This is a genomic window from Thiomicrospira microaerophila (assembly GCF_023278225.1).
Classification (GTDB): domain Bacteria; phylum Pseudomonadota; class Gammaproteobacteria; order Thiomicrospirales; family Thiomicrospiraceae; genus Thiomicrospira; species Thiomicrospira microaerophila_A.
Genome location: NZ_CP070959.1, coordinates 2,231,831 through 2,256,918, shown reverse-complemented (window position 1 = coordinate 2,256,918; position 25,088 = coordinate 2,231,831). Strand labels below are relative to the sequence as shown.

The 25,088-nt window shown below is 45.3% G+C and carries 28 protein-coding genes; 20 read left to right on the top strand and 8 right to left on the bottom strand.

What is annotated here, in order from left to right; translation table 11 throughout:
- Positions 1-43: 43 nt before the first annotated feature.
- From JX580_RS10990 to JX580_RS10980, 3 genes are read left to right on the top strand one after another with little or no spacing between them, the layout of a single operon-like run.
- Positions 44-2,530: a methyl-accepting chemotaxis protein gene (locus JX580_RS10990; RefSeq protein ID WP_248850583.1), complete on the top strand. Its 2,487-nt coding sequence runs from the start codon at positions 44-46 to the stop codon at positions 2,528-2,530.
- A gap of 60 nt (positions 2,531-2,590) precedes the next feature.
- A complete protein-coding gene (locus JX580_RS10985) occupies positions 2,591-3,727 on the top strand; it encodes a DEAD/DEAH box helicase (RefSeq protein ID WP_248850582.1) in 1,137 nt (378 codons plus the stop codon).
- Positions 3,685-5,112 carry an ATP-dependent helicase C-terminal domain-containing protein gene (locus JX580_RS10980; protein ID WP_248850581.1) on the top strand — a complete coding sequence of 476 codons (1,428 nt, stop codon included), beginning with the start codon at positions 3,685-3,687 and terminating at the stop codon, positions 5,110-5,112. The genes JX580_RS10985 and JX580_RS10980 overlap by 43 nt, the downstream gene beginning before the upstream one ends.
- Positions 5,113-5,117: 5 nt before the next feature.
- Here the strand turns inward: JX580_RS10980 and JX580_RS10975 are convergent, their stop codons facing one another.
- Together JX580_RS10975 and JX580_RS10970 are read right to left on the bottom strand one after the other, a co-directional pair.
- Positions 5,118-5,552: a DUF3010 family protein gene (locus JX580_RS10975; protein ID WP_248850580.1), complete on the bottom strand. Its 435-nt coding sequence runs from the start codon at positions 5,550-5,552 to the stop codon at positions 5,118-5,120.
- A gap of 60 nt (positions 5,553-5,612) precedes the next feature.
- Positions 5,613-6,185: a hypothetical protein gene (locus JX580_RS10970; RefSeq protein ID WP_248850579.1), complete on the bottom strand. Its 573-nt coding sequence runs from the start codon at positions 6,183-6,185 to the stop codon at positions 5,613-5,615.
- Between the two features lie 115 nt (positions 6,186-6,300).
- Between JX580_RS10970 and mnmG the strand changes: the two genes are divergently transcribed.
- The 17 genes from mnmG (at position 6,301) to ubiA (ending at position 20,519) form a co-directional block, all read left to right on the top strand.
- A complete protein-coding gene (gene mnmG, locus JX580_RS10965) occupies positions 6,301-8,214 on the top strand; it encodes a tRNA uridine-5-carboxymethylaminomethyl(34) synthesis enzyme MnmG (RefSeq protein ID WP_248850578.1) in 1,914 nt (637 codons plus the stop codon).
- Complete coding sequence (rsmG, locus tag JX580_RS10960) at positions 8,204-8,848, top strand: 16S rRNA (guanine(527)-N(7))-methyltransferase RsmG (RefSeq protein WP_248850577.1); 645 nt, start codon at positions 8,204-8,206, stop codon at positions 8,846-8,848. The genes mnmG and rsmG overlap by 11 nt, the downstream gene beginning before the upstream one ends.
- A complete protein-coding gene (locus JX580_RS10955) occupies positions 8,841-9,608 on the top strand; it encodes a ParA family protein (RefSeq protein WP_248850576.1) in 768 nt (255 codons plus the stop codon). The genes rsmG and JX580_RS10955 overlap by 8 nt, the downstream gene beginning before the upstream one ends.
- 15 nt (positions 9,609-9,623) lie before the next feature.
- Positions 9,624-10,493 carry a ParB/RepB/Spo0J family partition protein gene (locus tag JX580_RS10950; RefSeq protein WP_248850575.1) on the top strand — a complete coding sequence of 290 codons (870 nt, stop codon included), beginning with the start codon at positions 9,624-9,626 and terminating at the stop codon, positions 10,491-10,493.
- Between the two features lie 230 nt (positions 10,494-10,723).
- Positions 10,724-10,978 (top strand): AtpZ/AtpI family protein, encoded by a 255-nt coding sequence (locus tag JX580_RS10945; RefSeq protein ID WP_248850574.1) that lies wholly within the window; start codon positions 10,724-10,726, stop codon positions 10,976-10,978.
- Positions 10,968-11,330, top strand: coding sequence for an ATP synthase subunit I (locus tag JX580_RS10940; protein WP_248850573.1), 363 nt, complete (start codon positions 10,968-10,970; stop codon positions 11,328-11,330). The genes JX580_RS10945 and JX580_RS10940 overlap by 11 nt, the downstream gene beginning before the upstream one ends.
- A gap of 11 nt (positions 11,331-11,341) precedes the next feature.
- A complete protein-coding gene (gene atpB / locus JX580_RS10935) occupies positions 11,342-12,157 on the top strand; it encodes a F0F1 ATP synthase subunit A (protein ID WP_248850572.1) in 816 nt (271 codons plus the stop codon).
- A gap of 120 nt (positions 12,158-12,277) precedes the next feature.
- Positions 12,278-12,568 carry a F0F1 ATP synthase subunit C gene (gene atpE / locus JX580_RS10930; RefSeq protein WP_248850571.1) on the top strand — a complete coding sequence of 97 codons (291 nt, stop codon included), beginning with the start codon at positions 12,278-12,280 and terminating at the stop codon, positions 12,566-12,568.
- Between the two features lie 49 nt (positions 12,569-12,617).
- Positions 12,618-13,088 carry a F0F1 ATP synthase subunit B gene (locus tag JX580_RS10925; protein ID WP_248850570.1) on the top strand — a complete coding sequence of 157 codons (471 nt, stop codon included), beginning with the start codon at positions 12,618-12,620 and terminating at the stop codon, positions 13,086-13,088.
- 10 nt (positions 13,089-13,098) lie between these two features.
- Positions 13,099-13,635, top strand: a complete 537-nt coding sequence (locus JX580_RS10920; RefSeq protein WP_248850569.1) for a F0F1 ATP synthase subunit delta — start codon at positions 13,099-13,101, stop codon at positions 13,633-13,635.
- 15 nt (positions 13,636-13,650) lie between these two features.
- Positions 13,651-15,192, top strand: a complete 1,542-nt coding sequence (atpA, locus tag JX580_RS10915) for a F0F1 ATP synthase subunit alpha (protein ID WP_248850568.1) — start codon at positions 13,651-13,653, stop codon at positions 15,190-15,192.
- 12 nt (positions 15,193-15,204) lie between these two features.
- Positions 15,205-16,065, top strand: a complete 861-nt coding sequence (gene atpG, locus JX580_RS10910; RefSeq protein WP_248850567.1) for a F0F1 ATP synthase subunit gamma — start codon at positions 15,205-15,207, stop codon at positions 16,063-16,065.
- A gap of 27 nt (positions 16,066-16,092) precedes the next feature.
- Complete coding sequence (atpD, locus tag JX580_RS10905; RefSeq protein ID WP_248851926.1) at positions 16,093-17,475, top strand: F0F1 ATP synthase subunit beta; 1,383 nt, start codon at positions 16,093-16,095, stop codon at positions 17,473-17,475.
- Positions 17,476-17,481: 6 nt separating this feature from the next.
- On the top strand, positions 17,482-17,916 hold the full coding sequence (locus tag JX580_RS10900) for a F0F1 ATP synthase subunit epsilon (protein ID WP_248850566.1): 435 nt from the start codon (positions 17,482-17,484) through the stop codon (positions 17,914-17,916).
- A gap of 114 nt (positions 17,917-18,030) precedes the next feature.
- Positions 18,031-19,398 (top strand): bifunctional UDP-N-acetylglucosamine diphosphorylase/glucosamine-1-phosphate N-acetyltransferase GlmU, encoded by a 1,368-nt coding sequence (gene glmU, locus JX580_RS10895; RefSeq protein WP_248850565.1) that lies wholly within the window; start codon positions 18,031-18,033, stop codon positions 19,396-19,398.
- A gap of 10 nt (positions 19,399-19,408) precedes the next feature.
- Positions 19,409-19,657, top strand: coding sequence for a hypothetical protein (locus JX580_RS10890; RefSeq protein ID WP_248850564.1), 249 nt, complete (start codon positions 19,409-19,411; stop codon positions 19,655-19,657).
- Positions 19,644-20,519, top strand: coding sequence for a 4-hydroxybenzoate octaprenyltransferase (ubiA, locus tag JX580_RS10885; protein WP_248850563.1), 876 nt, complete (start codon positions 19,644-19,646; stop codon positions 20,517-20,519). Before JX580_RS10890 ends, ubiA begins: the two co-directional genes overlap by 14 nt.
- 208 nt (positions 20,520-20,727) lie before the next feature.
- On the opposite strand, the gene JX580_RS10880 is transcribed toward ubiA, so the two are convergent.
- The 6 genes from JX580_RS10880 to JX580_RS10855 all read right to left on the bottom strand — a co-directional run bounded on the left by JX580_RS10880 (position 20,728) and on the right by JX580_RS10855 (position 25,088).
- Complete coding sequence (locus tag JX580_RS10880) at positions 20,728-21,309, bottom strand: YceI family protein (RefSeq protein ID WP_248850562.1); 582 nt, start codon at positions 21,307-21,309, stop codon at positions 20,728-20,730.
- A gap of 12 nt (positions 21,310-21,321) precedes the next feature.
- A complete protein-coding gene (locus JX580_RS10875; RefSeq protein ID WP_248850561.1) occupies positions 21,322-21,870 on the bottom strand; it encodes a cytochrome b in 549 nt (182 codons plus the stop codon).
- A gap of 183 nt (positions 21,871-22,053) precedes the next feature.
- Positions 22,054-22,551, bottom strand: a complete 498-nt coding sequence (tpx, locus tag JX580_RS10870) for a thiol peroxidase (RefSeq protein WP_248850560.1) — start codon at positions 22,549-22,551, stop codon at positions 22,054-22,056.
- Positions 22,552-22,620: 69 nt separating this feature from the next.
- Complete coding sequence (locus JX580_RS10865; protein WP_248851925.1) at positions 22,621-23,421, bottom strand: thiazole synthase; 801 nt, start codon at positions 23,419-23,421, stop codon at positions 22,621-22,623.
- A 217-nt stretch (positions 23,422-23,638) separates the two neighbouring features.
- Positions 23,639-23,833, bottom strand: a complete 195-nt coding sequence (gene thiS / locus JX580_RS10860) for a sulfur carrier protein ThiS (protein WP_248850559.1) — start codon at positions 23,831-23,833, stop codon at positions 23,639-23,641.
- 217 nt (positions 23,834-24,050) lie between these two features.
- Positions 24,051-25,088 (bottom strand): FAD-dependent oxidoreductase, encoded by a 1,038-nt coding sequence (locus JX580_RS10855; protein ID WP_248850558.1) that lies wholly within the window; start codon positions 25,086-25,088, stop codon positions 24,051-24,053.

The following is a 25,088-nucleotide window of genomic DNA, read 5'->3' as shown; positions in this document are numbered from 1 at the left end:
AAAGGTTGTTGCATCTGTCAAGACCTTAGTCGGAGTAGCTGTCATGTCGTTTCTTACTCAAAGCCTCAAGGCGTCCTTCTTATTTTTTACCGCATTGTTGTTAATATCCAGCTTACTGTTGTTTGGAGGTTTATTGTATTGGTTTCAGGTCAAGCCGATAGAGCAGGTTCAATTAGAGCGAACGAAATTAGAGATGGCGCAAGACATTGACCGGCGTATGCAGGCGCGGGTGGAAACAGTGATGGCGGTGGCGATGGCGGCAGCTCAAAATCAGGCTGTTCAGCAGGCTTTGACTGGCGATATCCCGCGTGCTCAAGCGGTTGAGCACTTGAAAACCACGCGTGATCACTTTAGAACGGCGTCGAAAGGCACTTACGGCAGTATTCAAATGCATATTTTTGATCGTAACCAGCGCTCTTTTATCAAATCATGGGCACCAGATAGTTTCGGTGAGGAAATTCGAAATCCAATGGTACGCTCAGTGTTTGAACAGCGTCAATTTGCCGGCAGTGTGACCTTGACGCGTCGAGGCCCGGCTTTGTTGGGGGTGTCTCCGGTGATTGTCAATGACAAGGTGGTTGGCGCTGTTGCCGTGACCGGTGGTTTTGGTGTGGTGGTTCGTGAGCTCAAAACTGAATCCAATATTGATTGGTTAATGCTGTGGGATAAATCTTATATCCAAAACCGCTACCCCGCTCTGGCCGAAACCGTGTCACAGAATCCAAGCTATGATTCGCGTTATATTGTAGGCCATACTCAATGGTTTGCAGCGGAGTTTGTTGATGAGCTTAAAACGTTGAGCTATCCAGCTTTAGAGTCTGATCAAACGGCGGTGATGTTGAATGGCAATGCTATTTATATCAATATTCCGGCTTATGACGAAATGGGGCAGGTATTAGGACGTAATATATTTAAGATACCAGCTGATGAATTAAATGCGATGATTGCAGAGCAAACCAACCAGATGTTACTGACCTTGTTTATTATTTTCTTGGTTGTGATATTGATTGTTGGGATGCTGATTGTCATGGTCCAACTAAAAGTCATTAACCCGGTTGCCTCCATGTCAGCAACGATGTTAGCGATAAGCCGTACCGGACAGTTTTCTCAGCGAGCAAAGGTAACCAGTCAAGACGAAGTAGGGCAAATGGCTGCAGGCTTCAATGCACTTTTAGCCCAAACTCAAGATGCGATGAATGAAACTAATCATGTTATTGCGCATATTGCTAAGGGTGATTTTTCGCCAAGGATCCAAACCGAATTGCAGGGCGATTTGTTAACTCTAAAAATGGGTGTAAATCAAAGTGCAGAATCGATCCAATTAACCATGAATCAATTGAGTAAGGCGATGTCTGCACTTAAAGCAGGTGATTTTTCAATTCAGTTAGATGGAACAAAATTATCCGGTGAATTTAAGGTCATGCTTGATTCAGCCAGCCAAGCCATGTCACAACTTCATCATACCGTTCAGGGTATCTCTGAAGTAATGGACTATATGAATCAAGGTAAATACCAGCATCGCGTTGAGGTTGAAGCGTTTGGTGAATTGGCAAGACTAAAGCAAAATATTAATACCTCAATGGACTCGCTTGAAAATGCGATGGCTGAGATTGTGCGGGTGATTCATGCACAGTCGCGTGGCGATTTAACGCAGAAAATTGAGAAGGAATATCACGGAGAGTTGCGCGTATTAAAAGATGCAGTCAATGAAACAGCGACTAAATTGACAGCCGTGGTGAATCAAGCGGTAGAAGCGTCTGCAGTGGTTAATCAAGCCTCAGCTGAAGTGGCTACCGGTGCCAATGATTTAAGCATGCGCGTTCAGCAGCAAGCAGCGGCGATTGAGGAAACCTCCGCAACCATGGATCAGATGACATCAGCGGTTGAACAGTCGCGGGAAAATAGTCAGGCAACCGCGCGCATCACCCAGGATGTTCAACAAAAAGCACAAGATGGTGTTAAGGTGATGCGTGAAACCATTGAGGTGATGTCAGGTATTCAGGCATCGAGCCAAAAGATTGCTGAGATCGTGACGCTGATTGACAGCATTGCATTCCAAACCAATTTATTGGCGTTGAATGCCGCCGTTGAAGCAGCGCGTGCCGGCGAACATGGCCGTGGTTTTGCGGTGGTAGCGAGTGAGGTGAGAGCCTTAGCTCAGAAGTCAGCCGATGCCGCTAAGGATATTAAACACTTGATTGAAGAATCGGTGGGTCGGATTAACCAGGGTACGCAGTTGGCCAGTGCGTCCGGTGAGGCTTTAGAGTCCGTCAATAATGCGATTGAAGAGGTTGCTCAGCGGGTTAATGAAATTGCCACTGCAGCCGCTGAACAGGCTCTGGGGATTACTCAAGTGCATCAAGCCATTAACCAAATTGACTCGGTTACGCAGCAGAATGCGGCCCTAGTTGAACAAACCTCTGCCGCAACAGAAACCTTGAATGAGCAGGCGCATATTTTGGCTGAGGATATGGCGTTCTTTAAAACCCAGCGATTATCAAACTCGCTTACAGTGAAAAAGTTGAAATAGACTAAAGTTTTATAATTTATAGCCCGCGATTTGCGGGCTTTTGTGTTTTTAGGATACGGAATGGAACTACCGATTACCCCACTGTTACCCGAAATTCTAAAGGTTTTGTCGCAACAACCAGGCCTGGTACTGCAGGCTGAGCCTGGAGCGGGTAAGTCCACGGCGGTGCCTTTAGCATTATTAAATGCAGAATTTTTAACGGGCAAGAAAGTGATTATGCTGGAACCGAGGCGTTTGGCAGTAAGGTCGATCGCCCGTTATCTTGCCCATCAGCTAGGAGAGCAGGTGGGGCAGACGATCGGTTATCAGATTCGTAACGAATGTCGGGTTTCAGCTAAAACTCGTTTGGAGATTGTTACCGAGGGCATTCTGACGCGTCGGTTGCAGGCAGATCCTGAATTATCCGATGTGGCCTTGGTGATTTTTGATGAGTTTCATGAGCGTTCAATTCATGCCGATTTAGCATTAACCCTGTGTTTAGATGTGCAATCAGCTTTGCGTCCAGATTTGAAAATATTGGTGATGTCGGCGACGATGGATAGTGAGCAGGTTAGTTGTTTTTTAAATCAAGCCAGTGTAATTAAATCCGAGGGTCGAACTTACCCGGTCGAAACCTATTATTTGCCGCAACCGATTAAATCTGGTCATCCCCGTGATTGGTTAGTTAGGTTAAAGCCATTGATTTATCAGGCCTTGAAAACTTCGGAACAGGATGTGTTGGTGTTTTTACCCGGACAGTCTGAAATCAAGCGGTTGCAAGAGGTTTTGCAATCAAACTTGGAACCAGGCCTGGCCATTTGTCCTTTATACGCTCAGCTTTCTGCGGAGCAGCAAGAAATCGCGCTGGTGCCTGATCTAGGCGGCAGGCGTAAAGTTATTTTAACGACGAATATTGCTGAAACTAGCTTGACGCTTGAAGGCATTGGTGCGGTGGTGGATTCCGGTTGGGTGCGTAAAGCGGTGTACGATGTGTCGAGTGGCATGACTCGATTGGTGCTCCAGCGAATTTCTAAAGCTTCAGCGGAACAACGTAAGGGTCGCGCCGGGCGTTTAATGCCAGGCGTGTGTTATCGTTTATGGTCAGAAAGCCAGCAAGATCAAATGGCTGAGTTTGATCTTGAAGAGATAGTGCAACCGATTTGTCAGGCTTATGTATGGAGTTGGCTTTATGGGGGGTTAAAACACCGAATGAATTAAACTGGTTAACGCAGCCACCACCAGCCCATTATGCGGCGGCTAGCAGCCTTTTACAGCAATTGGGGTTGTTGTTGCCTAATCATCAATTATCCGAGCTTGGATTGGCCTCGCAGGATTTGGGTATGAGCCCTCGCTTGGCAAAGATGCTCTTGGCCGCTCAGCATCAATCCGATGAGCAACAAATGCTGGCATTGGATTTGGCGGCCATTCTAAATGAGGCTGATTTATGGGTAGGCGAAGCGGATGCTGATTTGATTCAGCGACTGTTGGCGCTACAGTCTTATCGGAAAAACTCGAAGCAAGCACGGCTCAACCTGCCAATTAAGGTGGCGCGGGTTGAGCAGGTATTAAAAAACACAGAAGCGTGGCGCCGGCAATTGGGGTTTGCCGAACCGGTTGTATTGAGCTTAAGCAAGCTGCAGCAAACGCTGGGTGGCTGTTTAGCTTTAGCCTTTCCAGATCGGATTGCGCAGCGGCGGAAGGGTGAAGCGGCCCGTTATCGATTAAGTAATGGCAAGGGCGCGTGGCTGCGTGACACCGATCCTTTAGGGCAGCAGGCCTGGTTGGTGGTTGCCGAGTTGGATGGCCAGCGGCAAGAGGGGCAGATTTTTTTGGCCGCGACCTTGGAGTTGTCGGTGATAGAGTCGGTGTTTAAAGATCAAATTCGAACCGATCTCAGCTTGAGGTTTGACAGTAAAAAACGTGAATTGGTTGCGACCGAGCAGCGTTGTTTAGGCAAGCTGGTTTTAACTGAAAAGCCGACTGACGCTATCTCATCTGAGGCATTTCAAGCCGCCTTGCTTAAGATTTTGGCCGAGCAGTTGGATTTATTGCCTTGGAGCGAAGTGGCGTTGGATTATTTAAAACGCTTGCGCTGGTTAGCGAACTTTCAACCGGATTGGCCAAGTTTTGACCAGGCCTGGTTAACAGCAAATATCCAAGACTGGTTGGCGCCTTATTTAACAGGCATGGTTTCGGTTAGGGGGTTGCAGGGCCTGAACATGTTGGCGATGGTGCAAAGCCTGTTAAGTTATGAGCAGCAGCAAGTTTTGGCGCAAGAAGCCCCTCAGTTTTACCACGCGCCGAGTGATAAAAAAGTCACGATAGATTATAGTCAGCCGAATACCGCCAAGGTATCGCTGCAGTTGCAGGAGGTGTTTGGTGAATTAAGTTCACCGCGTTTGGCTTGGGGTCAAGTGGCGTTAACCTTTGAGTTGTTGTCGCCGGCGCGCCGCCCGATTCAGACTACTGCCGATTTAGCTCATTTTTGGCGGCATTCCTATTTTGAAGTGGCCAAAGAGATGAGAGGGCGTTACCCCAAGCATCGCTGGCCGGATAAACCTTTGGACGAAAAACCGGGGCGTTCAATCAAAGCAAAATCTTGATGGTCTTACCATTGATGCTGACCGGCTAGATAGGCAAAGGCCACCATAAAGGCCGGTTCTTGAAATTTTTTGAGCTTGGTTTCACTGAATGCAATCGGCAGGGCATAATTTTTAAGATTGGCCTTTTGTTGTGTGGCATCCAGTAGAGTAACATTCAGACTGGGCGCAACTTGCAGAGCGGCTTCGAGTTTAAAGCCGTTCGCACCGCCGGCAAATTTGCCTTTTTTTTGTCGTGCACGAATCGCTAACTGGTCAATTTTGTAATCCTCCGCCAATTTGACAAAAGTTTTCTGAAAATACTGTAGGTCTTCTGCGCGATCCGGATTGGCACATTGAATACGCGTACTACGACATTCGGGAAGATAAAAGATGCCGTCATCTTGTTTAAGCAGACAAATAATGGCGTCATTGCCGCTAAGTTCTATTCCACATACAATCATTGATGTTTCCTTTAATTTAGGGGCTTTTTAGCCCCGTTTAATTTTAATCGAATGTTTCGGTTAAAGTTCAAGCTGACCTATTTCACCGAGAATCAGTTTGATTTGGTGTAATCCTGGCCGGAGGTTGTGCGGATAGTCAATTGGATGACCGTCGCTGAGTGAGCCAGCGCACACTAATCGCATTACGTCCGGTTGGTGCTCAGAGTAAAGATCCATCGCGATCAACTCCATGGTTTCGGGTGGTGCATCGTTGTTAAAGCCAAGTTGCGTACCAAAACTAAAGCCGATACCCAATCGGATATTACTGGCAAGCATAACCGGTCGGGTTTCAGCAATCCGTTCAGAATCAAACCTGACTCGGGTGATTTCGAAGCGATCCGGTTGGATAATTTGGCTTTGTTCGCTTAGGGTTCTGACTTCTATTCGACAGTGCTGTTGTTGTCGGTCAAACCCTGAACGCGTGGTGAATTTCCCCTGTTGAATAAAACGACGGGTAGATCCAGGTGTGATTTCAACGGCTTGATTCAGTACAAAGCTATGACCCGGTTGGATTTCGGATTTACGCGGGGTATCAAAATGGCTACAGCCTAACAGGGTTAAGCTGACAAGGATAACAGAGGTGATTCTAAACATGGCTTATTCCTGACTTCATCTGTAATAAGGTCTAAACCTATTATCTTACACTTGGGGCGGTTTCGCTTTGTGGTAAAATTCGGTTTTAATTGAAATGATTGAATTTTAAAAGCATATGGATAAAGCGTTAACGCATTTTGATGTGATTGTCGTTGGTGGCGGACATGCCGGAACCGAAGCGGCTTTGGCTTCAGCAAGAATGGGGGTAAACACCCTGCTATTGACCCACAATATTGATACTTTAGGCGCCATGTCCTGCAATCCTGCTATTGGCGGGATTGGCAAGGGGCACCTGGTTAAAGAGGTGGATGCTTTGGGCGGTGCAATGGCTTTGGCGACCGACCAAGCCGGTATTCAGTTTCGTACCTTGAATGCGTCTAAGGGGCCGGCAGTTCGTGCTACACGTGCTCAAGCGGATCGCTTGCTTTATAAGCAAGCCATTCGTATGACCCTCGAAAATCAATCTCATCTCACGATCTTTCAACAACCGGTTGAAGATATTTTGATTGAGGGTGATCAGGTAGTGGGTGTGGTCACTAAAATGAACCTTAACTTTTATGCACGCCAAGTAGTGTTAACTGCAGGCACGTTTTTGGCGGGCCGTATCCATATTGGCTTACAAAACTATGAAGGCGGTCGCGCTGGGGATGCGCCGGCCAACCGATTGGCTGCCAAATTGCGCGAATTAAGTCTACCGGTTGGGCGCTTAAAAACCGGTACGCCACCGCGTATTGATGCGCGCACGGTTGATTTTTCACAAATGGCGATTCAGCCAGGCGATGATCCGGCTCCTGTGTTCTCTTATATGGGTTCAGCTACGATGCATCCGCGCCAATTGCCTTGTTATATTACCCATACTAATGAACAAACCCATGAAGCCATTCGTGGCTCGCTTGATCAATCGCCGATGTATGCTGGGGTGATTGAAGGTGTTGGGCCACGTTATTGCCCTTCGATTGAAGATAAGGTCATGCGCTTTGCGGATAAAAATTCACATCAGGTTTTTATCGAGCCAGAGGGATTGACGACGCACGAACTTTATCCCAATGGAATTTCAACCAGTTTGCCATTTGAAACTCAGGTCAAAATTGTGCAGTCGATGAAAGGCATGGAGAATGCAAGAATTATGCGCCCCGGCTATGCGATAGAGTATGACTTTTTTGATCCGCGTGGTTTAAAACCGACTTTAGAAACGCAAGCCCTTAAAGGTTTGTTTTTTGCCGGTCAAATCAACGGCACTACTGGCTATGAAGAAGCGGCCGCGCAAGGTTTGTTAGCCGGTTTAAATGCAGGGTTAATGGCGCAGCAAAAAGACAGCTGGTATCCAAGGCGTGATCAGGCTTATATGGGGGTATTGGTCGATGACTTGATTACTCTAGGTACTCAAGAGCCCTACAGAATGTTTACTTCGCGTGCCGAATACCGTTTGTTACTGCGCGAAGACAATGCGGATCAGCGATTAACGGAGTTGGGAAGGTCTTTTGGATTGGTAGATGATTCGCGTTGGGCCGCCTATGAAACCAAGCTGGAATGTTTGGAGCAAGAAGTTCAACGCTTGAAAGATATTTGGATTTATCCCGCACATCAGGATGCCAAACAAGCTGAAGAATTAATGCAGTTGCCCTTGAGTAAGGAGCATAAGCTGTTTGATTTATTGCGTCGCCCAAATGTAAGCTATCGTGCCTTGTCTGAGTTAGCTGTATTTGGTGAAGGCGTCAGTGATCCGGCTGTGATTGAACAGATTGAAATTGAGGCCAAGTACGCCGGTTATATCGAACGTCAATTACTCGAGATTGAAAAAGCCAAACGTGAAGAAACTACGCCTATACCGGATGACTTAGATTTAGACATTATTTCTGGCTTGTCGAATGAGGTTAAACAAAAGTTGCGCCAGCATCGACCGGCCACCCTGGGGATGGCTTCTCGTATTTCAGGAATTACCCCTGCGGCGATTTCGCTATTAGCGATTTTTATGAAAAAGCACCGAGCAGCGCAAGCAAAAATGGCAGAGGTTGCGCGTGACGCTTGAACATTCACTCCGCCAAGGTGCAAGCCAGTTAGGTTTGGTGCTCAGTGACCAGGCCTGCCAGCAATTACTCGATTATCTGGCGCTGCTGCAGAAGTGGAATAAGGTTTATAACCTGAGTGCGATTCGTGATCCTGAGCAGATGTTGGTTAAGCATATTTTTGACAGTTTGGCGGTGGTTCCGGTGATTGGGCAGGCCGCGCCTGCTAATTTGATAGATGTCGGTACTGGTGGTGGTTTACCCGGGGTTCCTTTGGCGATTATGTTTCCCACTATGCCGGTTGCACTGTTAGACAGCAATGAGAAAAAAACACGCTTTTTGGTTCAAGTAAAGGCTCAGTTGGGTTTGGAGAATGTTCAGGTTTACCACCAGCGGGTTGAAGACCATATTCAGCAATATGAGGCGGTAATCTCACGCGCGTTTACTGCGCTGGACAATTTTGTGAATCTGACCCGGCCTTTGCTGGCACCAAATGGGCGCTGGTGGGCAATGAAGTCGCAAAGTCTAGAAGAGGAAAAGAAAGCGCTACCACCAGGCCTGGTGGTCGAACAAACCTATACATTAAGCGTGCCGGATTTGAATGCGGCACGTTATTTAGTCGCCATGTACCAACAAGGAGATAGGCACAATGGCTAGAGTCATGGCGATTGCTAATCAAAAGGGCGGGGTTGGAAAAACCACCACCAGCGTTAACTTGGCAGCCTGTTTAGCAAGGTTGGAAAAAAAAGTCTTGGTGATCGACCTTGACCCGCAAGGAAACAGTACGGTGGCCTTGGGGGTGGAAAAGGATCAGTTAAATCAATCAGCTTATGATCTATTAATGCTTGAGGCTAAGGCTGCCGAGGTGATTCAGCATTTGGAACAGCCTAATCTTGATTTGATTGCTGCAAACGGTGACCTAACCGGGGCAGAGGTCGCTTTATTGGAGCATGAGAAAGGGCCAAAGCACTTGCGTAAAGCCTTAAAATCAATTCGATCAAACTATGATGTCATCCTAATTGATTGTCCCCCAACGTTAAATATGCTGACACTGAATGCTTTGGCCGCTTCAGATGGTGTGCTGGTTCCGGTTCAGTGTGAATACTTTGCTTTAGAGGGATTGTCAGCCTTAATGGATACCGTACAAACGGTTCAACAGGGCTTAAATCCGAATCTGCAAATTGATGGTTTATTGCGTACTATGCATGATCGAAGAAATAACTTGGCGAACGATGTTTCTAACGAGTTGGTGGCGCATTTTGGTATGAAGGTGTTGCAAACCATTATTCCGCGGAATATTCGTTTGGCGGAAGCGCCCAGTTATGGTGAATCGATTCTGGACTATGATGCAGGTTCAACCGGCGCGATGGCGTATCTGGCCTTGGCCAATGAAATAGTAAGAAAATTAAGAATTTAGTAGAAGGACGGGAATGTGGCAAAAAAACATTCAGGATTAGGCGGTCGCGGCATTCACGCGCTTCTTGGTGGTAAGCAAAAGGCCGACAATCAAGTCAATGATTGGAAGGTTGAAAAATTACCTTTAGCGCATATTCAGCAGGGCAGTTATCAGCCCAGACAAAAATTTGATGAAGCGAGTCTGGTAGAGTTAGCCGAATCCATAAAATCTCAAGGTTTAGTCCAGCCGATTATCGTTAAATGGGTTGCAAGTGAATGCTATGAATTGATAGCAGGAGAGCGTCGTTGGCGAGCGGCTAAACTAGCGGGTTTAGAAACCTTGCCTGCGATTGTCAGGGAGGTTGATGATCAACAAAACCTGGCAATGGCGGTCATAGAAAATATTCAGCGAGAAAACTTAGGACCACTTGAAGAAGCGCAAGCCTTTGCCCGCTTAATCAAAGACTTTGATTTAAACCAGCAGTCGGTTGCCGATATTGTTGGGAGATCAAGAGTTGCTATTTCCAATACATTGAGGTTACTAAAGCTACCGGAACTGATTCAGGATTGGTTACAGGACGAGATGCTAACTATGGGCCATGCGCGAGCCTTATTAAGTTTGCCTGAACATCAACAGCTCTCCTTAGCAAAAAAAGCCATAGACCAGGCCTGGTCAGTACGTCAAATGGAAGAAGCTGTTAAGCGGCAAGCGCAGCCCGAAGAATCAACGCATCAATCCAAAGCAGTGGATCCGAATGTGCAGGCACTGCAGGCGCAGCTTTCTGAACAGCTTGGTGCGAAGGTGAAAATTGCACAGGGTGCAAAAGGGCGCGGTAGATTGGAAATTAGTTACACGGATCTAGATGAGCTTGACGGAATATTAAAAAAGCTGTTACCGAACCGCTGATTTAATAAATACAGGCTAATGCATAATTAAAAGCTGATTTAAAAAATTAATCCTGTCGCAATCTACTAGATATAGTGGTGCTGAGTGAAGTTGAAACTATTGATAGTCGGGTCATGAAAGTTTTTTATTTAAAAGCATAAAGCAGACTAGCATTTAAGAGTGCGAAAGGATAATATGTGCAAGCTTTATGCAGTAAAGTTAATTAATCGATATCAAATTAAAAGAACTCAATGACCGCGAATAAAAAAGATAAACCCAAGCAAAGCTTTAATTTTTTAATGATTGGTTCAGGCCAGATGTATGCCTCGATGATCATTTCAGGGTTTATAGTGGGTTACTTCATTGATTATCTAGCCGGGACAACACCAATTTTTATGCTACTTTGTGGCTTGCTTGGTATAATTGGCGGCACACAAAAAGTTCAACGCATGATGTCGCAGATGGATAAAGCCGAACAGAATCGTAAGGAAACGGATGCAGGCTAACTTAAAGCGCCCGTTTATTGTTCAAGGCATACTTGGACTCATCGCTGTAATAGGGTTTGCAGTTTACGGTCAGTTTTTGTCAGCTCTCTATGGCATGATGATTGGTTTTGCCAACATTGGATTGTTGGTTCTAACCTTTAAAAAAGCAAATAGTAAAGCCGCCGCTGATCCACAGGGTGGTATTTTAGTTTTATATATGAGTGCAGTCATTCGCTTTGTGCTTTTGGCTGTGTTGTTTGTTATTGGGCTGGCGCTCTTGAAGCTTGATCCTTTGGCTGTGGTCATTACGTTTGTAGTGATGACACTAGGGCAAATGTTCAATCTTCAAGGTAAGCGCCGTTTGACTGACTAAGGAGAAGGCTCTTGAGTTCTGAAAATCTGGGAAGTGTTGAATATATTCAACATCATTTACAAAACAACTATGTTGGAAGTGGTTTCTGGACATTCCATCTAGATACTATTGTAGTCAGTGCGCTTCTGGGTGCATTAATTATTGGTGTAGCCATGTATGTTGGACGACAACTGGAAACAGGTGTACCAGGCGGTTTACAAAACTTTATAGAATCAATTCTTGAGTTCGTTGACAAAACAGTCAAAGACTCTTTCCCCTTCCATAATCCACTGATCGCTCCATTAGCTTTAACCATCTTCTTATGGGTTTGGTTGATGAACTTTATGGATTTGATTCCTGTTGATCTGTTCCCATACTTGTTCACAATTGTGACCAATAACCCAGATGCCTATCTGAAAATTGTACCTACAACGGATTTGAATACTACACTTGCCTTAGCGTTAGTCGTATTTGCACTGGTTGTTTACTATAATATTAAGTTTAAAGGCTTTGGTGGCTACATGAAAATGTTCTTGTTCCACCCATTCGGTAAATTCTTTGTACCGGTTAACATTGTGATGACCTTTATTGAAGAATTAGCGAAGCCTCTTTCTCTTGCATTACGTTTATTCGGTAACCTTTTTGCCGGTGAACTTGTATTCCTACTAATCGCATTGATTGGTGGAACTTTAGCAGTGGGTGCCGCTGCTCTATTCTGGGCACCTCTACAAATCGTATTGGATCTTGCATGGGCGATATTCCATATTTTGATTATCACGCTGCAAGCCTTTATCTTTATGGTGCTCACCATTGTTTATCTGTCAATGGCGCATGACGAAGGTCATTAAGTAGATAGATTTTGAAAACACTAACGGGCTTATGCCCGTTAGAAAAAAGGGTTTAAGCGCACCTACCGTTTTGGTAAAAAGCTTTTTTAACTTTAACTTTAAAAACTTAGGAGAAAGTCAATGGAAGTAACTGCTACTATGATTGCTGATATTTACGCCGCAACTGCGATTGGTGTAGGTGTAATTTTGGCAGCTGCAGGTTTAGGTTCTGCAATTGGTTGGGGTCTAATCTGTTCTAAAACTTTGGAAGGTATTGCTCGTCAACCAGAAATGCGTCCTGCTTTAATGACTAACATGTTCATTTTCGCTGGTCTTATGGAATCTTTCCCGTTCATTATTTTGGCATTCGCAATGTGGTTCTTGTTCGCTAACCCATTCGTAGGTGCATTACAAGCGGCTATCGGCGCTTAATAGTCGCTGATAATTGTAATTTTAACCAACGAATGACGAGGTAACCACCGTGAGTATAAATGCAACCCTAATCATCCAGATTATTTCCTTTGTGTTATTAATCTGGTTCGTGAATAAGGTGCTGTGGGGGCCAATGTCTAAGCTAATGGAAGATCGTCAAAAGCGTATTGCTGATGGTCTTTCTGCAGCAGAAAAAGGCAAACATGAACTTGAGCTTGCAGAACAACGCGCAAAAGACGTGTTAAAAGATGCAAAAGCTCAAGCGCAAAATGTGCTAAGTCAAGCTGAAAAACGCAGCACTGAAATCGTAGAAGATGCGAAAGTAAAAGCTGCTGAAGAAGCTGAGCGCATTAAAGCGGCCGCCCAAGCAGATATTGAGCAAGAAATTAGCCGTGCTAGAGAGCAACTTCGTAAAGAAGTCGCCGCTTTAGTTGTATCAGGTGCTGAAAAAATCCTGAGCAAAGAAGTTGATGCTAAGGCTCATAATGAGATGCTTGATACCTTAGTAAAACAAATCTAAGGATAATGCGATGGCAGAATTAATCACAACCGCTCGACCTTATGCAGAAGCTGCTTTTAACTTCGCTAAGGAAAAAAATCAGCTTACTCAATGGTCTGATTTGTTGAATAATTTGGCTTTAATGGCTGCGGATGCAACCATGGCTAAATTAATTGCTAATCCAAGTGTTACTAACGAAAACAAATTATCTGTTTTCGCAGGTGTGCTGGGTTCAGATTTAACAAATGAAGCTAAAAACCTATTAGTAGCTATGGCTGAAAATGGTCGCCTGTCAGCGATAGCTTCAGTAGCTCAATTATTTGAGCAACTGAAAATCGCTGAAGAGAAGCGTGTAAAAGCCTATGTAGTTTCTGCTATGGAACCTACGGTTGAGCAAAAAAGTAATTTAAGTGCTGCTTTAAATTCGAAGTTTAATGCGGAAGTCGATATTGAATATCAAGTAGATCAATCATTGATCTGTGGCCTTCGTGTAAAAGTGGGTGATTGGGTTGTTGATAATACAGCCAATACCCAACTACAAAAACTTCGTGCAGCAATAGCCAATTAATTGAGAGGAAGACACATGCAATTGAATCCCTCTGAAATCAGTGACTTAATCAAAAACCGCATTGCCGGTTTCGAAGTGACTGCAGAGTCTGGCAGTGAAGGTACCGTTGTTAGTATCGCTGACGGTATTGCGCTTATCCACGGCGTGTCAGATGTGATGTATGGTGAGATGGTTCAGTTTGACGAACAAACCTTTGGTATGGCGCTTAACCTTGAGCGTGATTCTGTAGGTGTGGTTGTTCTAGGCGAATATGAGCATATCTCTGAAGGCGACAAAGTAACCTGTACTGGTCGTATTTTAGAAGTTCCAGTTGGTCCAGAATTAATGGGTCGTGTTGTTGATGGTCTTGGACGTCCAATCGACGGCAAAGGTCCGATTGATACTAAGCTGACTTCACCTATCGAGCGTATTGCGCCTGGCGTAATCGACCGTAAGTCAGTTGATCAACCTATGATGACCGGTATTAAGTCAATTGACTCAATGATTCCGGTTGGTCGTGGTCAGCGTGAGTTGATTATCGGTGACCGTCAGACTGGTAAAACTGCGATCGCAATCGATGCGGTTATCAGCCAGAAAAACACCGGTGTTAAATGTGTTTACGTTGCAATGGGTCAAAAGGCTTCAACTGTAAACAACATCGTTCGTAAACTAGAAGAATATGGCGCAATGGAAAACACCATTGTTGTAGCAGCCAATGCTTCTGATCCTTCTGCACTTCAGTTTTTAGCTGCTTATGCAGGTTGTGCGATGGGTGAGTACTTCCGTGACCGTGGTGAAGATGCGTTAATTATTTATGACGATTTGACCAAACAAGCACAAGCTTACCGTCAAATTTCATTGTTATTACGCCGTCCACCAGGACGTGAAGCTTTCCCTGGTGACGTATTCTATCTACATTCACGTTTGTTAGAGCGTGCTTCTCGTGTTAGCGAAGAGTATGTAGAGCGTTTTACTAATGGTGAAGTTAAAGGTAAAACAGGTTCATTAACGGCATTACCGATTATCGAAACCCAAGCGGGTGACGTATCAGCATTCGTTCCTACCAACGTAATTTCGATCACTGATGGTCAAATTTTCTTGGAAACAGGTTTATTTGCTAAAGGTATCCGTCCTGCGATTAACGCTGGTTTGTCTGTATCACGTGTTGGTGGTGCTGCTCAAACTAAAGCGATTAAAAAGTTAGGTGGCGGTATTCGTCTTGACTTGGCTCAGTACCGTGAATTGGCTGCTTTTGCACAGTTTGCATCTGATCTTGACTCTGCAACCAAAGCTCAATTAGAGCGTGGTAAGCGCGTTACAGAATTGATGAAGCAAAAACAATTTTTGCCTCTTTCTATTGCTGAAATGGCTGTTTCTCTGTATGCCGCTAACGAAGGTTTCTTAGATGATGTTGATGTTGAGAAGATTGGTGATTTTGAAGCAGCGCTTCATGCATACATGAACTCTTCACAGGCTGAACTAATGGCTAAAATCAACGTTAAGGGTGACTGGAATGATGAAATCATTGCTGGCGTAAAAGCAGGCATTGAATCATTCAAATCAACCGGCGTTTACTAAGAGGAATTGACCATGGCAGGCGGTAGTAAAGAGATACGGACGCAAATTGCGTCGGTAAAAAATACCCAAAAAATCACCAAAGCCATGGAGATGGTGGCCGCGTCTAAAATGCGTAAAGCACAAGCTCGTATGAGCGCGACGCGCCCCTATGTTGAAAAGGTGAAACGCGTAATGTCACACGTTGCTGGTGCACATCATGAGTATAAACATCCGTTTACTCTTGAGCGTCCAGTTAAACGTGTAGGTTTAGTGGTGGTTTCATCTGATCGTGGTTTATGTGGTGGTTTAAATACCAACCTATTCCGTAAAACACTAAGACAACTTAAAGCGTGGAAAGAGCAAAATGTTGAAGTCGAGTTGGCTTTAATCGGTAAAAAAGCTCTAGCCTTCTTTAAGCATTTTGGCGGCAATGTTGTAGCTTCTAAAGCTGATTTAGGTGATACACCGCATATCAGTGATCTAGTTGGTACGATTAAAGTTATGTTGGATCGTTTCGAATCGGGCGATATTGATGCAGTGTTTGTTGCATCAAATCAGTTTTTATCCGCGATGTCACAGAATCCATCTATCGAACAATTGGTTCCTTTAACGGTAGAGCAGGATGAAACTGCTACCCATTGGGACTATTTGTATGAGCCAGATGCTAAAGAAGCATTAGATACGCTAATGGTTCGTTATGTTGAAAGTACTGTGTTTGGTGCAGTGGTTGAAAACGTAGCCTGTGAACAATCAGCACGTATGGTCGCAATGAAGAGTGCGTCTGATAATGCGGGCAAGATGATCAAAGAGCTACAACTTGCTTACAACAAAGCTCGTCAGGCAGCGATTACACAAGAGTTGTCAGAGATTGTTGCAGGTGCTTCTGCAGTCTAGGTTTGTATTTGCAAAAAAAGGTTTAATATCATGAGTGGAAAAATAGTACAAATTATCGGCCCGGTAATCGACGTCGAGTTTAAAGGTGCTGCGTTACCGAAGGTTCATGATGCTTTAACTGTTGATGATAATGGTTTGACCCTAGAGGTTCAACAGCAAATCGGTGATGGCGTAGTTCGTGCTATCGCGATGGGTTCATCTGACGGTTTAAAGCGTGGAATGACAGTATCTAATACAGGTGCAGCAATTTCTGTTCCTGTTGGTAAGGCTACACTAGGACGTATTTTTGATGTTTTAGGTAATGAAATTGACAATGCAGGCCCAGTTGAAGCTGAAGCCCGTATGCCAATTCACCGTAAAGCACCAAGATTTGAAGACTTAGCGGCGTCTCAAGAGTTGCTTGAGACAGGTGTTAAAGTAATCGATTTGATTTGCCCATTCGCTAAGGGTGGTAAAGTCGGTTTGTTCGGTGGTGCCGGTGTAGGTAAAACCGTAAACATGATGGAATTGATCCGTAACATCGCGATCGAGCACTCAGGCTACTCGGTATTTGCCGGTGTAGGTGAGCGAACACGTGAAGGTAACGACTTCTATCATGAAATGAACGAAGGTGGCGTACTTGATAAGGTTGCCTTGGTTTATGGTCAGATGAATGAGCCACCAGGAAACCGTTTACGTGTTGCTTTAACCGGTTTAACCATGGCGGAATATTTCCGTGATGAAGGCCGTGACGTATTGTTCTTCGTTGACAACATTTACCGTTATACCCTAGCTGGTACTGAAGTATCAGCTTTGCTAGGTCGTATGCCTTCTGCGGTAGGTTATCAGCCAACATTGGCAGAAGAGATGGGTCAGGTTCAAGAGCGTATTACCTCTACTAAGACTGGTTCTATCACTTCTATCCAAGCGGTATATGTTCCTGCTGACGACTTAACTGACCCGTCTCCGGCAACGACTTTTGCTCACTTGGATGCAACTGTTGTACTTAACCGTTCTATCGCTGAAACTGGTATTTATCCAGCGATTGACCCATTGGACTCGACTTCACGTCAGCTAGATCCGTTGGTTGTAGGTCAAGAGCATTACAATGTTGCAAACGGTGTTCAGCAAACCTTACAGCGTTATAAAGAGTTGAAAGACATTATTGCTATTTTGGGTATGGATGAACTTTCAGAAGAAGACCGTGCATTAGTTGCACGTGCACGTAAAATGCAACGTTTCTTCTCTCAGCCTTATTTCGTTGCGAAAGTGTTTACCGGTGAAGATGGACGTTATGTTCCTCTAGCTGAAACCATTCGTGGTTTCAAAATGATTTTGAGTGGTGAAATGGACGATGTGCCTGAACAGGCATTTATGTTCTGTGGAACTATTGATGAGGTCATCGAGAAATCTCAGAAATATAAGGGGTAATAGGTCATGGCAGTCTCTATGCAAGTAGATATCGTAAGTGCGGAAGGTGAGATTTTCTCAGGAAAAGCGGATATGCTTTTCGCACAGGCTGCCAATGGAGAGGTGGGTATTCTACCTCTCCATACCCAGTTTTTGAGCCAGCTTAGACCTGGTGAAGTCCGTGTTAAAAGTGGTGATGAAGAAGATTCTTACTACATTAATAGCGGTACGATTGAAGTGCAACCTCATGTTGTTACGATTTTGGCTGATACTTGTGTTCGTTCAAAAGACTTGGATGAAGCACATGCAGCGGAAGCTAAACAACGTGCTGAGGATGCTATGGAAAACGCGAAAAGTGAAGTTGACATTGCGCGTGCGCAGGTTGAATTGGCTGAAGCGGTTGCCCAAATACAAACCATCACGAAACTTCGTGAGCGTTTGCAAAAAACTGGGATGGCATAATTATCCTCCCCAAAAGAGCGCCTTCGGGCGCTTTTTTTTTGTCTCATGTTCATGCTTCTGCTTTTACGCTAACGCATGTTGCCTTAAAATTATAAGCATTAACAGGAGTTTTTCATGGCACTTAAAATAGTTATTCTTGCAGCGGGTAAAGGCACTCGTATGCGTTCAAACCTGCCTAAAGTTTTACAACCTCTAGCTGCAAAACCCCTTCTTAGTCATGTGATTGCTACGGCTGAACTATTGAGTCCGGAGCAAGTTATCGGAGTGATTGGTCATGGTGCGGAAATCGTTAAACAGCGGATAGTGGAATCGAATTTAGTATGGTGTCTGCAAACCGAACAATTAGGTACGGGTCATGCGGTTCAACAGGCGGAAAGTTTTATTAATGCCAGTGATACTGTGTTGATTCTGTATGGCGATGTGCCGTTAACACGGGTTGAAACACTAGAACAACTTCTTTTTTTGGTTGATGAAAAACACCCATTAGCCTTGTTAACTATTGAGTTAGAAAATCCATCCGGCTATGGTCGTATAGTGCGTGATAGCGACTTATTTGTTCAACAAATTGTTGAGCAAAAGGATGCCAATCTAGAACAGTTGGCAATTCAGGAAGTCAATACCGGTATTATGGCAGTCAACGGTCAACAGCTTTTAGGCTGGTTGGCTCACTTAAGTAATAACAATGCGCAGGGCGAGTATTATCTGACGGATATTATTGCAATGGCTGTTGCCGATGGTTATCAAATTCAAACCAGTTCGCCTAACGATGTTATTGAAGTGCTTGGCGTTAATAATAAACAGCAATTGCAGGACCTTGAGCGTCAATATCAATTCCAGCTAGCTTGTAACTTAATGGAGCAAGGCGCAACGCTAATTGATGCCAGTCGGATCGATATTCGTGGAAATGTTTCAGTAGGCCAGGATGTTGAAATTGATGTTAATGTAGTTTTTGAAGGCCAGGTGAAGCTGGCTGACGGGGTGAAAATTGGTGCTAACTGTGTTTTAAAAGATGTCGAAATCGGTGCCAACACGGTTATCAAGCCCTTTAGTCATATTGATAATGCTAAGTTGGGTCAATCTTGTCAAATTGGCCCCTATGCGCGTATAAGACCGGATACGGAGTTGGCGGATCAAGTACATATCGGTAACTTTGTTGAAATTAAAAAAACTCAAGTCGGCCAGGGTTCTAAGGTCAATCATCTCAGCTATATTGGCGATACCCAAATGGGTTCGCTGGTCAATATCGGTGCGGGTACCATCACCTGTAATTATGATGGCGTCAACAAACATAAAACCTTTATCGGTGACCGTGTTTTTATAGGCTCAGATAGCCAATTGGTTGCGCCCGTGAGTATAGGGGACGATGCGACCATAGGTGCAGGTTCAACGATCACCAAAACCGCGCCCGAAGGTGAATTAACCTTAAGTCGTGCTAAGCAATTAACGATAAAAGGTTGGCAAAAGCCAACTAAAAAAATCTAACAGGAAAACCATGTTAACAGCCGAAGAATATAGCCTGATTCAACAACAGCTTGCAGAGGATGGTTGGCAGCGTACCCAGTTTGATGGTGGACAAAGCCATTTGATGGGTTGGACTATCATCGCTGTTTGGGAAAAGGATAAGGCAAAAATAACCTTACACCACAGTGAACGCTACAACGAAATTAACTATGAAATCGAAGCCAGTCCATTAGGCATCGCATGGTTAAAGCAAATGGGGTATGGTCATGTCTTCGGCTAAATCGCCCGCGGATTCTAAATGGTTGGCTTATATTCAACTAATGCGCCTTGATAAACCGATTGGCATTTATCTGGTGCTTTGGCCTGCACTTTGGGCGTTATGGTTAGCGGCTGAAGGTAAACCACCAGGCCTGGTGCTTTTAGTATTTATTCTGGGTGCGATTATTATGCGTTCTGCCGGCTGTGTCATTAATGATTATGCTGACCGTCATTGGGATGGTGAAGTGTCACGCACCTGTAATCGACCTTTAGCAACCGGTGTTTTGACCGCTAAGCAGGCGTTAGGGCTATTTGTTTTACTCTGCTTTATCGGTTTTAGTCTTGTGCTATTGTTAAACCCGCTGACTATTTTTCTATCTTTGGGTGCCGTCGCACTGGCGATGCTCTATCCTTTTACCAAGCGATTTACCCATTGGCCGCAGTTGTTTTTAGGTGCCGCCTTTGCATGGGCTGTGCCGATGGCCTATGCAGCGGTGCAAAACCAAATCCCCTACCAGGCCTGGTTGGTGTTTGCGATAACCCTGGTTTGGACGTTAATTTATGACACCATGTACGCGATGGCCGATCGTGAAGATGACCGCAAAGTCGGGATTAAATCCACGGCGGTATTGTTTGCTGACTATGATCGCTTGATTATTGGTTTGTTGCAGTTTGTGATGCTGGGCTTGCTGATTTGGTTAGGATGGTTAGCGGGCTTGAGCTTAATCTATTATCTTAGTATCGCTGGCGTTGCCGTGATGTTTGGCTATCATCAGTGGATGATCAAAGACAGAGATCCTTTAATGTGTTTTGAAGCCTTTAAGCTGAATCACTGGGCAGGCCTGGTAATTTTATTAGGTCTGGTTTTACATTATTGGGTGTGATATTGACAAAGCCTGCATTAACCCGAATATTTCACAAATTTGCACAGACCTTGCTTGCTCCTTGATTCCACAAAGAAATATTTTCTCAGTCGGCCGTAATCATGGATACGACGCTTCTTCGAAAATTTCCTTGTGAAACCAATGCACTGCGCAATCTCAGCACAAATTCATGAAACATTCGGGTTAAGCCGGCTTTGTCCTTAGAAGATTAACGCTTAATCCCTTCGATATGCAATTCTAAATATACTGTGGCTGAACCTGGTCCTAGGTCTTTTTTAAAGTTAAAGTCCTTCATCTTAAACTCGGTTTTACCTTCAAATCCAGAACGATACCCACCCCAAGGATCGGTGCCCTCGCCAATCTTATGCGCGATAATTTCAAGAGGTTGAGTGACGCCATTCAAGGTAAAATTGCCTTTTATTAATTTGCTGCCATCGGCCTGATTGGTGATGTTGGTACTGACAAACTTCGCTTCAGGATAACGGCGAACATTTAGAAAGTCATCACTACGCAAGTGACGATCACGTTCTGCATGGTTGGAGTTAACACTACGCGTATCAATCGTCACCTCAACTTTTTCATTCGCGGGATTTTTGGGGTCGTGAATATAATAGCCTTCGAATTTATCAAAGCGACCAGTTAACCAGCTAAACCCTAGATGGTTGACTTTAAAGTTAATCGAAGCGTGCATCCCCGGCACATCAATGTCATAGGTGGTGGCGTTAGCCAAAGCAAAGGGTGCCAACAAGAATGCGGCGGCCCCAATAAACATCGATTTAAGTTTTTTCATGGTAAATCTCCTTTAGTTTTTATAAGAAATCATGCGTTTTAAAGTGGAATCCTTGTCAATAAAATGATGCTTAAGTGCGCCTAATAGGTGAATGCCGACAAGTAGCATCAAACTCCAAGCCAAGCGTTCATGCCAATCACCGGCCAGCTCTTCTTGATAGTCAATACCGAAATCTATAGCGGGAATAGCCAGCCAATCAAATAACATCAGAGGTTGACCATGAGCCGTGCTAATCATATAGCCGGTAATGCCTAAGCCAATAACCAGCAGATACATCAAACTATGAACAATCCTCGCTAACCAAGTTTCCCATCTTGCGTGCTGGGCAAGTGGTTGAACCTTCGGATTAAGCTGCTTCCAAGCAAAGCGCAATAGCATCGCCATCACCACCAATAGGCCGATGCTACGATGTAAATCAGGCGCACTGCGGTAGTAAGGGCTGTAATAATCCAATTGCGTCATCCATAATCCCAGTGCAAACAGGCCAAACACAACCAGCGCAATCAGCCAGTGCAGTGTGATATGAATAATGCCGTAATGATTAGATTGATTTCGCCACATAACTAGATTTTCCTTAGGTGTGACTTAATCATACATTTATGTTCGATTAATGATAATCGTCAAAATATAAAAAGACTTTTTCTAATAGGAAAAGATGGTGGCTATAACCCTAGTTAAAAGCGACAGGCTGCTAGCGGCCAGTCAGATTAAAAACCAACTGGCGCTGAAAGCAATTAAGAAAGATTAAAGCGCGGCAATGGCGGCTTGGTAGTTGGGTTCTTGAGCGATTTCCGGCACCTGCTCAGTGTAGATGATTTTACCGTTTTCATCCAAAACGATAACCGCACGTGAAAGTAAGCCGCGTAACGGGCCGGTTTTGATGGTTAAGCCAAACGCAGAGCCAAACACATCATGGCGAAAACTTGATAGCATGACCAGATTGTCAATGCCTTCCGCACCACAAAAGCGCGCCTGAGCAAACGGCAAATCAGCAGAAATACAAAGCACCTTGGTGTTATTTAGGCTGGCGGCTTGGCGGTTAAATTCGCGCACAGATGCCGCGCAGACACCGGTATCAATACTCGGAAATACATTTAACACTAGGCGTGAGCCTTTAAAATCGGCTAAAGACGTATCATTTAAGTCGCCTTGGGTAAGCTCGGCTTCTGGAGCAGGTGTACCGACTGCCGGTAATTCGCCGACAGTTTCAATCGGTGTTCCTTTTAATGTAATCTGTGCCATTTCGTTTCTCCTTGGATTAATAAAACGCAAATTCGATTGTGGCAGTAATAACGCAGAAAAACAAGCGCTTTAGCTTTGATGCCAAAATGGGGTGCCGAGCGTTGGGGTGGAGGCGCTGGCAAATTCACGTTGTGGCATGACACCGGCCTCGTAACCGAAACGTCCGGCATCCATCGCGTGTTTAAAGGCGCTGGCCATTTTGACCGGATCATCGGCAAGTGCTACCGCCGAGTTAAGCAATACGCCATCAAAGCCCATTTCCAACGCCTGTGCCGCGTGTGAGGGTTTGCCGATACCGGCATCGACTATCAGGGTGGTATTGGGCAAGCGTTGACGAATCAGTTCCATATTGTAGGGGTTCATAATGCCTTTGCCGGAACCAATCGGTGACGCCCAAGGCATGACAATCCGACAACCGACATCCACCAATTTTTGGCACAAAACAAGATCATCACTGGCATAAGGAAAGACTTCAAAACCGTCTTCGATTAACGCTTGCGCGGCTTTGACCAGATCAAACGGATCGGGTTGGAGCGTATAGTCATCACCGATGACTTCAAGCTTGATCCAGTTAGTGCCAAAAATTTCCCGTGCCATCTGCGCGGTGGTCATCGCTTCTTTGGCGTTACGACAGCCAGCCGTGTTTGGCAGAATATGACAACCCAGTGATTGAATAATTTGCCAAAACGCTTGACCGCTCTGGTCACCAATATTCTGGCGGCGAATCGACACCGTCACTACTTGGCTGCCACTGGCTTGAATCGCTTGGCGCATAATATCCGGTGACGGATAAAGTGCCGAACCGATTAATAAACGACTGTTGATTTCTTTGTCCGCCAATAACCAGGCCTGGTTGTTAGTTGTTTTCATCATTCATTCTCTAATTTAATAACCACGAAGGGCACGAAGATTTTTTACGAAACCTACTGTCATCGCGAGGTCGAAGGCCGTGGCGATCTCCAGAGATGGCTTCGCTAGGCTCGCCATGACGACTGCAACGTGACAGGATTTGCTCCTATTCCAAAGTAGCCTTACCTGCAATACACATCACGCTAAAATTTAACATTAAAAACTTAACATTAAACACTCAGCCGCCTTGCATGGGCGCGACAATTTCGATGCGGTCATTTTCGTGAATTGTCGTGTTGGCGTATTGGCTTTTGGGCACAAAGTTTTCATTAAGTGCCAACGCAAATGCCCCTTCAATTTTTAACTCCACCAGCAGGCCTGCTAGATTGGTGGCTATAGTGTCTCTTGGTTCACCATTTATGATGACAATCATTTTTTAATCCAATTTTAATAACGTGGTACAGGGTTGCGCGTAGCCTTGTGTGCTAGCGACGCCTCTTTTTGCGCAGCAAAAAGCCGAAGGAGCAAGTACACAAAGCGAAAGCGCAATTAAGCTGGCTTCGTTGCGCTCGCCATGACGCGATTCCACTTGTCAACCAAAACCAACGAGTAGGGCCGACAACTCAAAACTCAAGATTCAAAACTAAGCATTAAAAAGCGCCCAGTGCTTTTTCAATTATCGCTGGCGAAAATAAATAGCCGTGGCGATAGAGGCCATTGATTCGCGTCAGGCCGTCGAGCTGCTCAATGCGCGGCAAGTTATCACCCAATGCCGGACGGCAGTTGGTCAGTTGATTGACAATCCGCGCTTCGGCAAAGCCAGGATGCACACTATAGACCGCCGATAGCAATTCTAAGCTGGATCGTACCGACATCGGACTGCGGTCTTCACTTTCGATTTCGCTCGCACCGATCACATAGCGCCCATTGGCGCGCGGCACAATATAAATGCGATAACGCGGGTGCATTAAACGCACTGGTCGGCTGAGTTTAACCTCCGGCGCATCCAGCCAAAACACCTCGCCACGCACTCCGCGCAAATCTTTAATATCCGTTTTCGCCCCTAAACCACGACAGTCAAATGCCCAGTCAAACGTCTGCTCATCAATCTGCCGAGATGACAGCTGTTTAACCTCGGTATTGTCACGCCATGTCACCAAGGGATGGTTTTTCAGCAGCGTTTCGCTTTGCGCAAAAAACTGGGTGGAATCGACCTGGCCTTCATTCGGCAACCACCAGGCCTGGTGATGATGCGCCAGCTCGGGTTCAAGCTCGCTGATGCGCTGATTATTAAGCGCTTCAAGCTGATAACCTGCAGGCAATTTATGCAGCAGTTGACGCATAAAATGCTGGAGGTCAGCGCGGTCATTTTGATGCGCTAAAATCAGGCTGCCGCGTTGTTGTAAATCGACCGGATAACCTTGCGCCGCCATCCAGTCCACCAGGCCTGGCCAGAGTTCGATTGAGCGCATGCCAAGTTGAAATAACTCTGCATCCATCAGTTCCAATTCGGCATAGGGCGCGAGCATACCCGCGGCCGTGTAGCCCGCCGCGTTCGGCACAGTGTCGGCCTTGTCGCGCTCAAACAGCGTGACCTGAATGTCGCGCTGAATTAAATTCAGCGCCAACACCCGACCCACCAGGCCTGCCCCTGCAATCCCTACAGTCTTCAAACCGTCCAAGTTCAT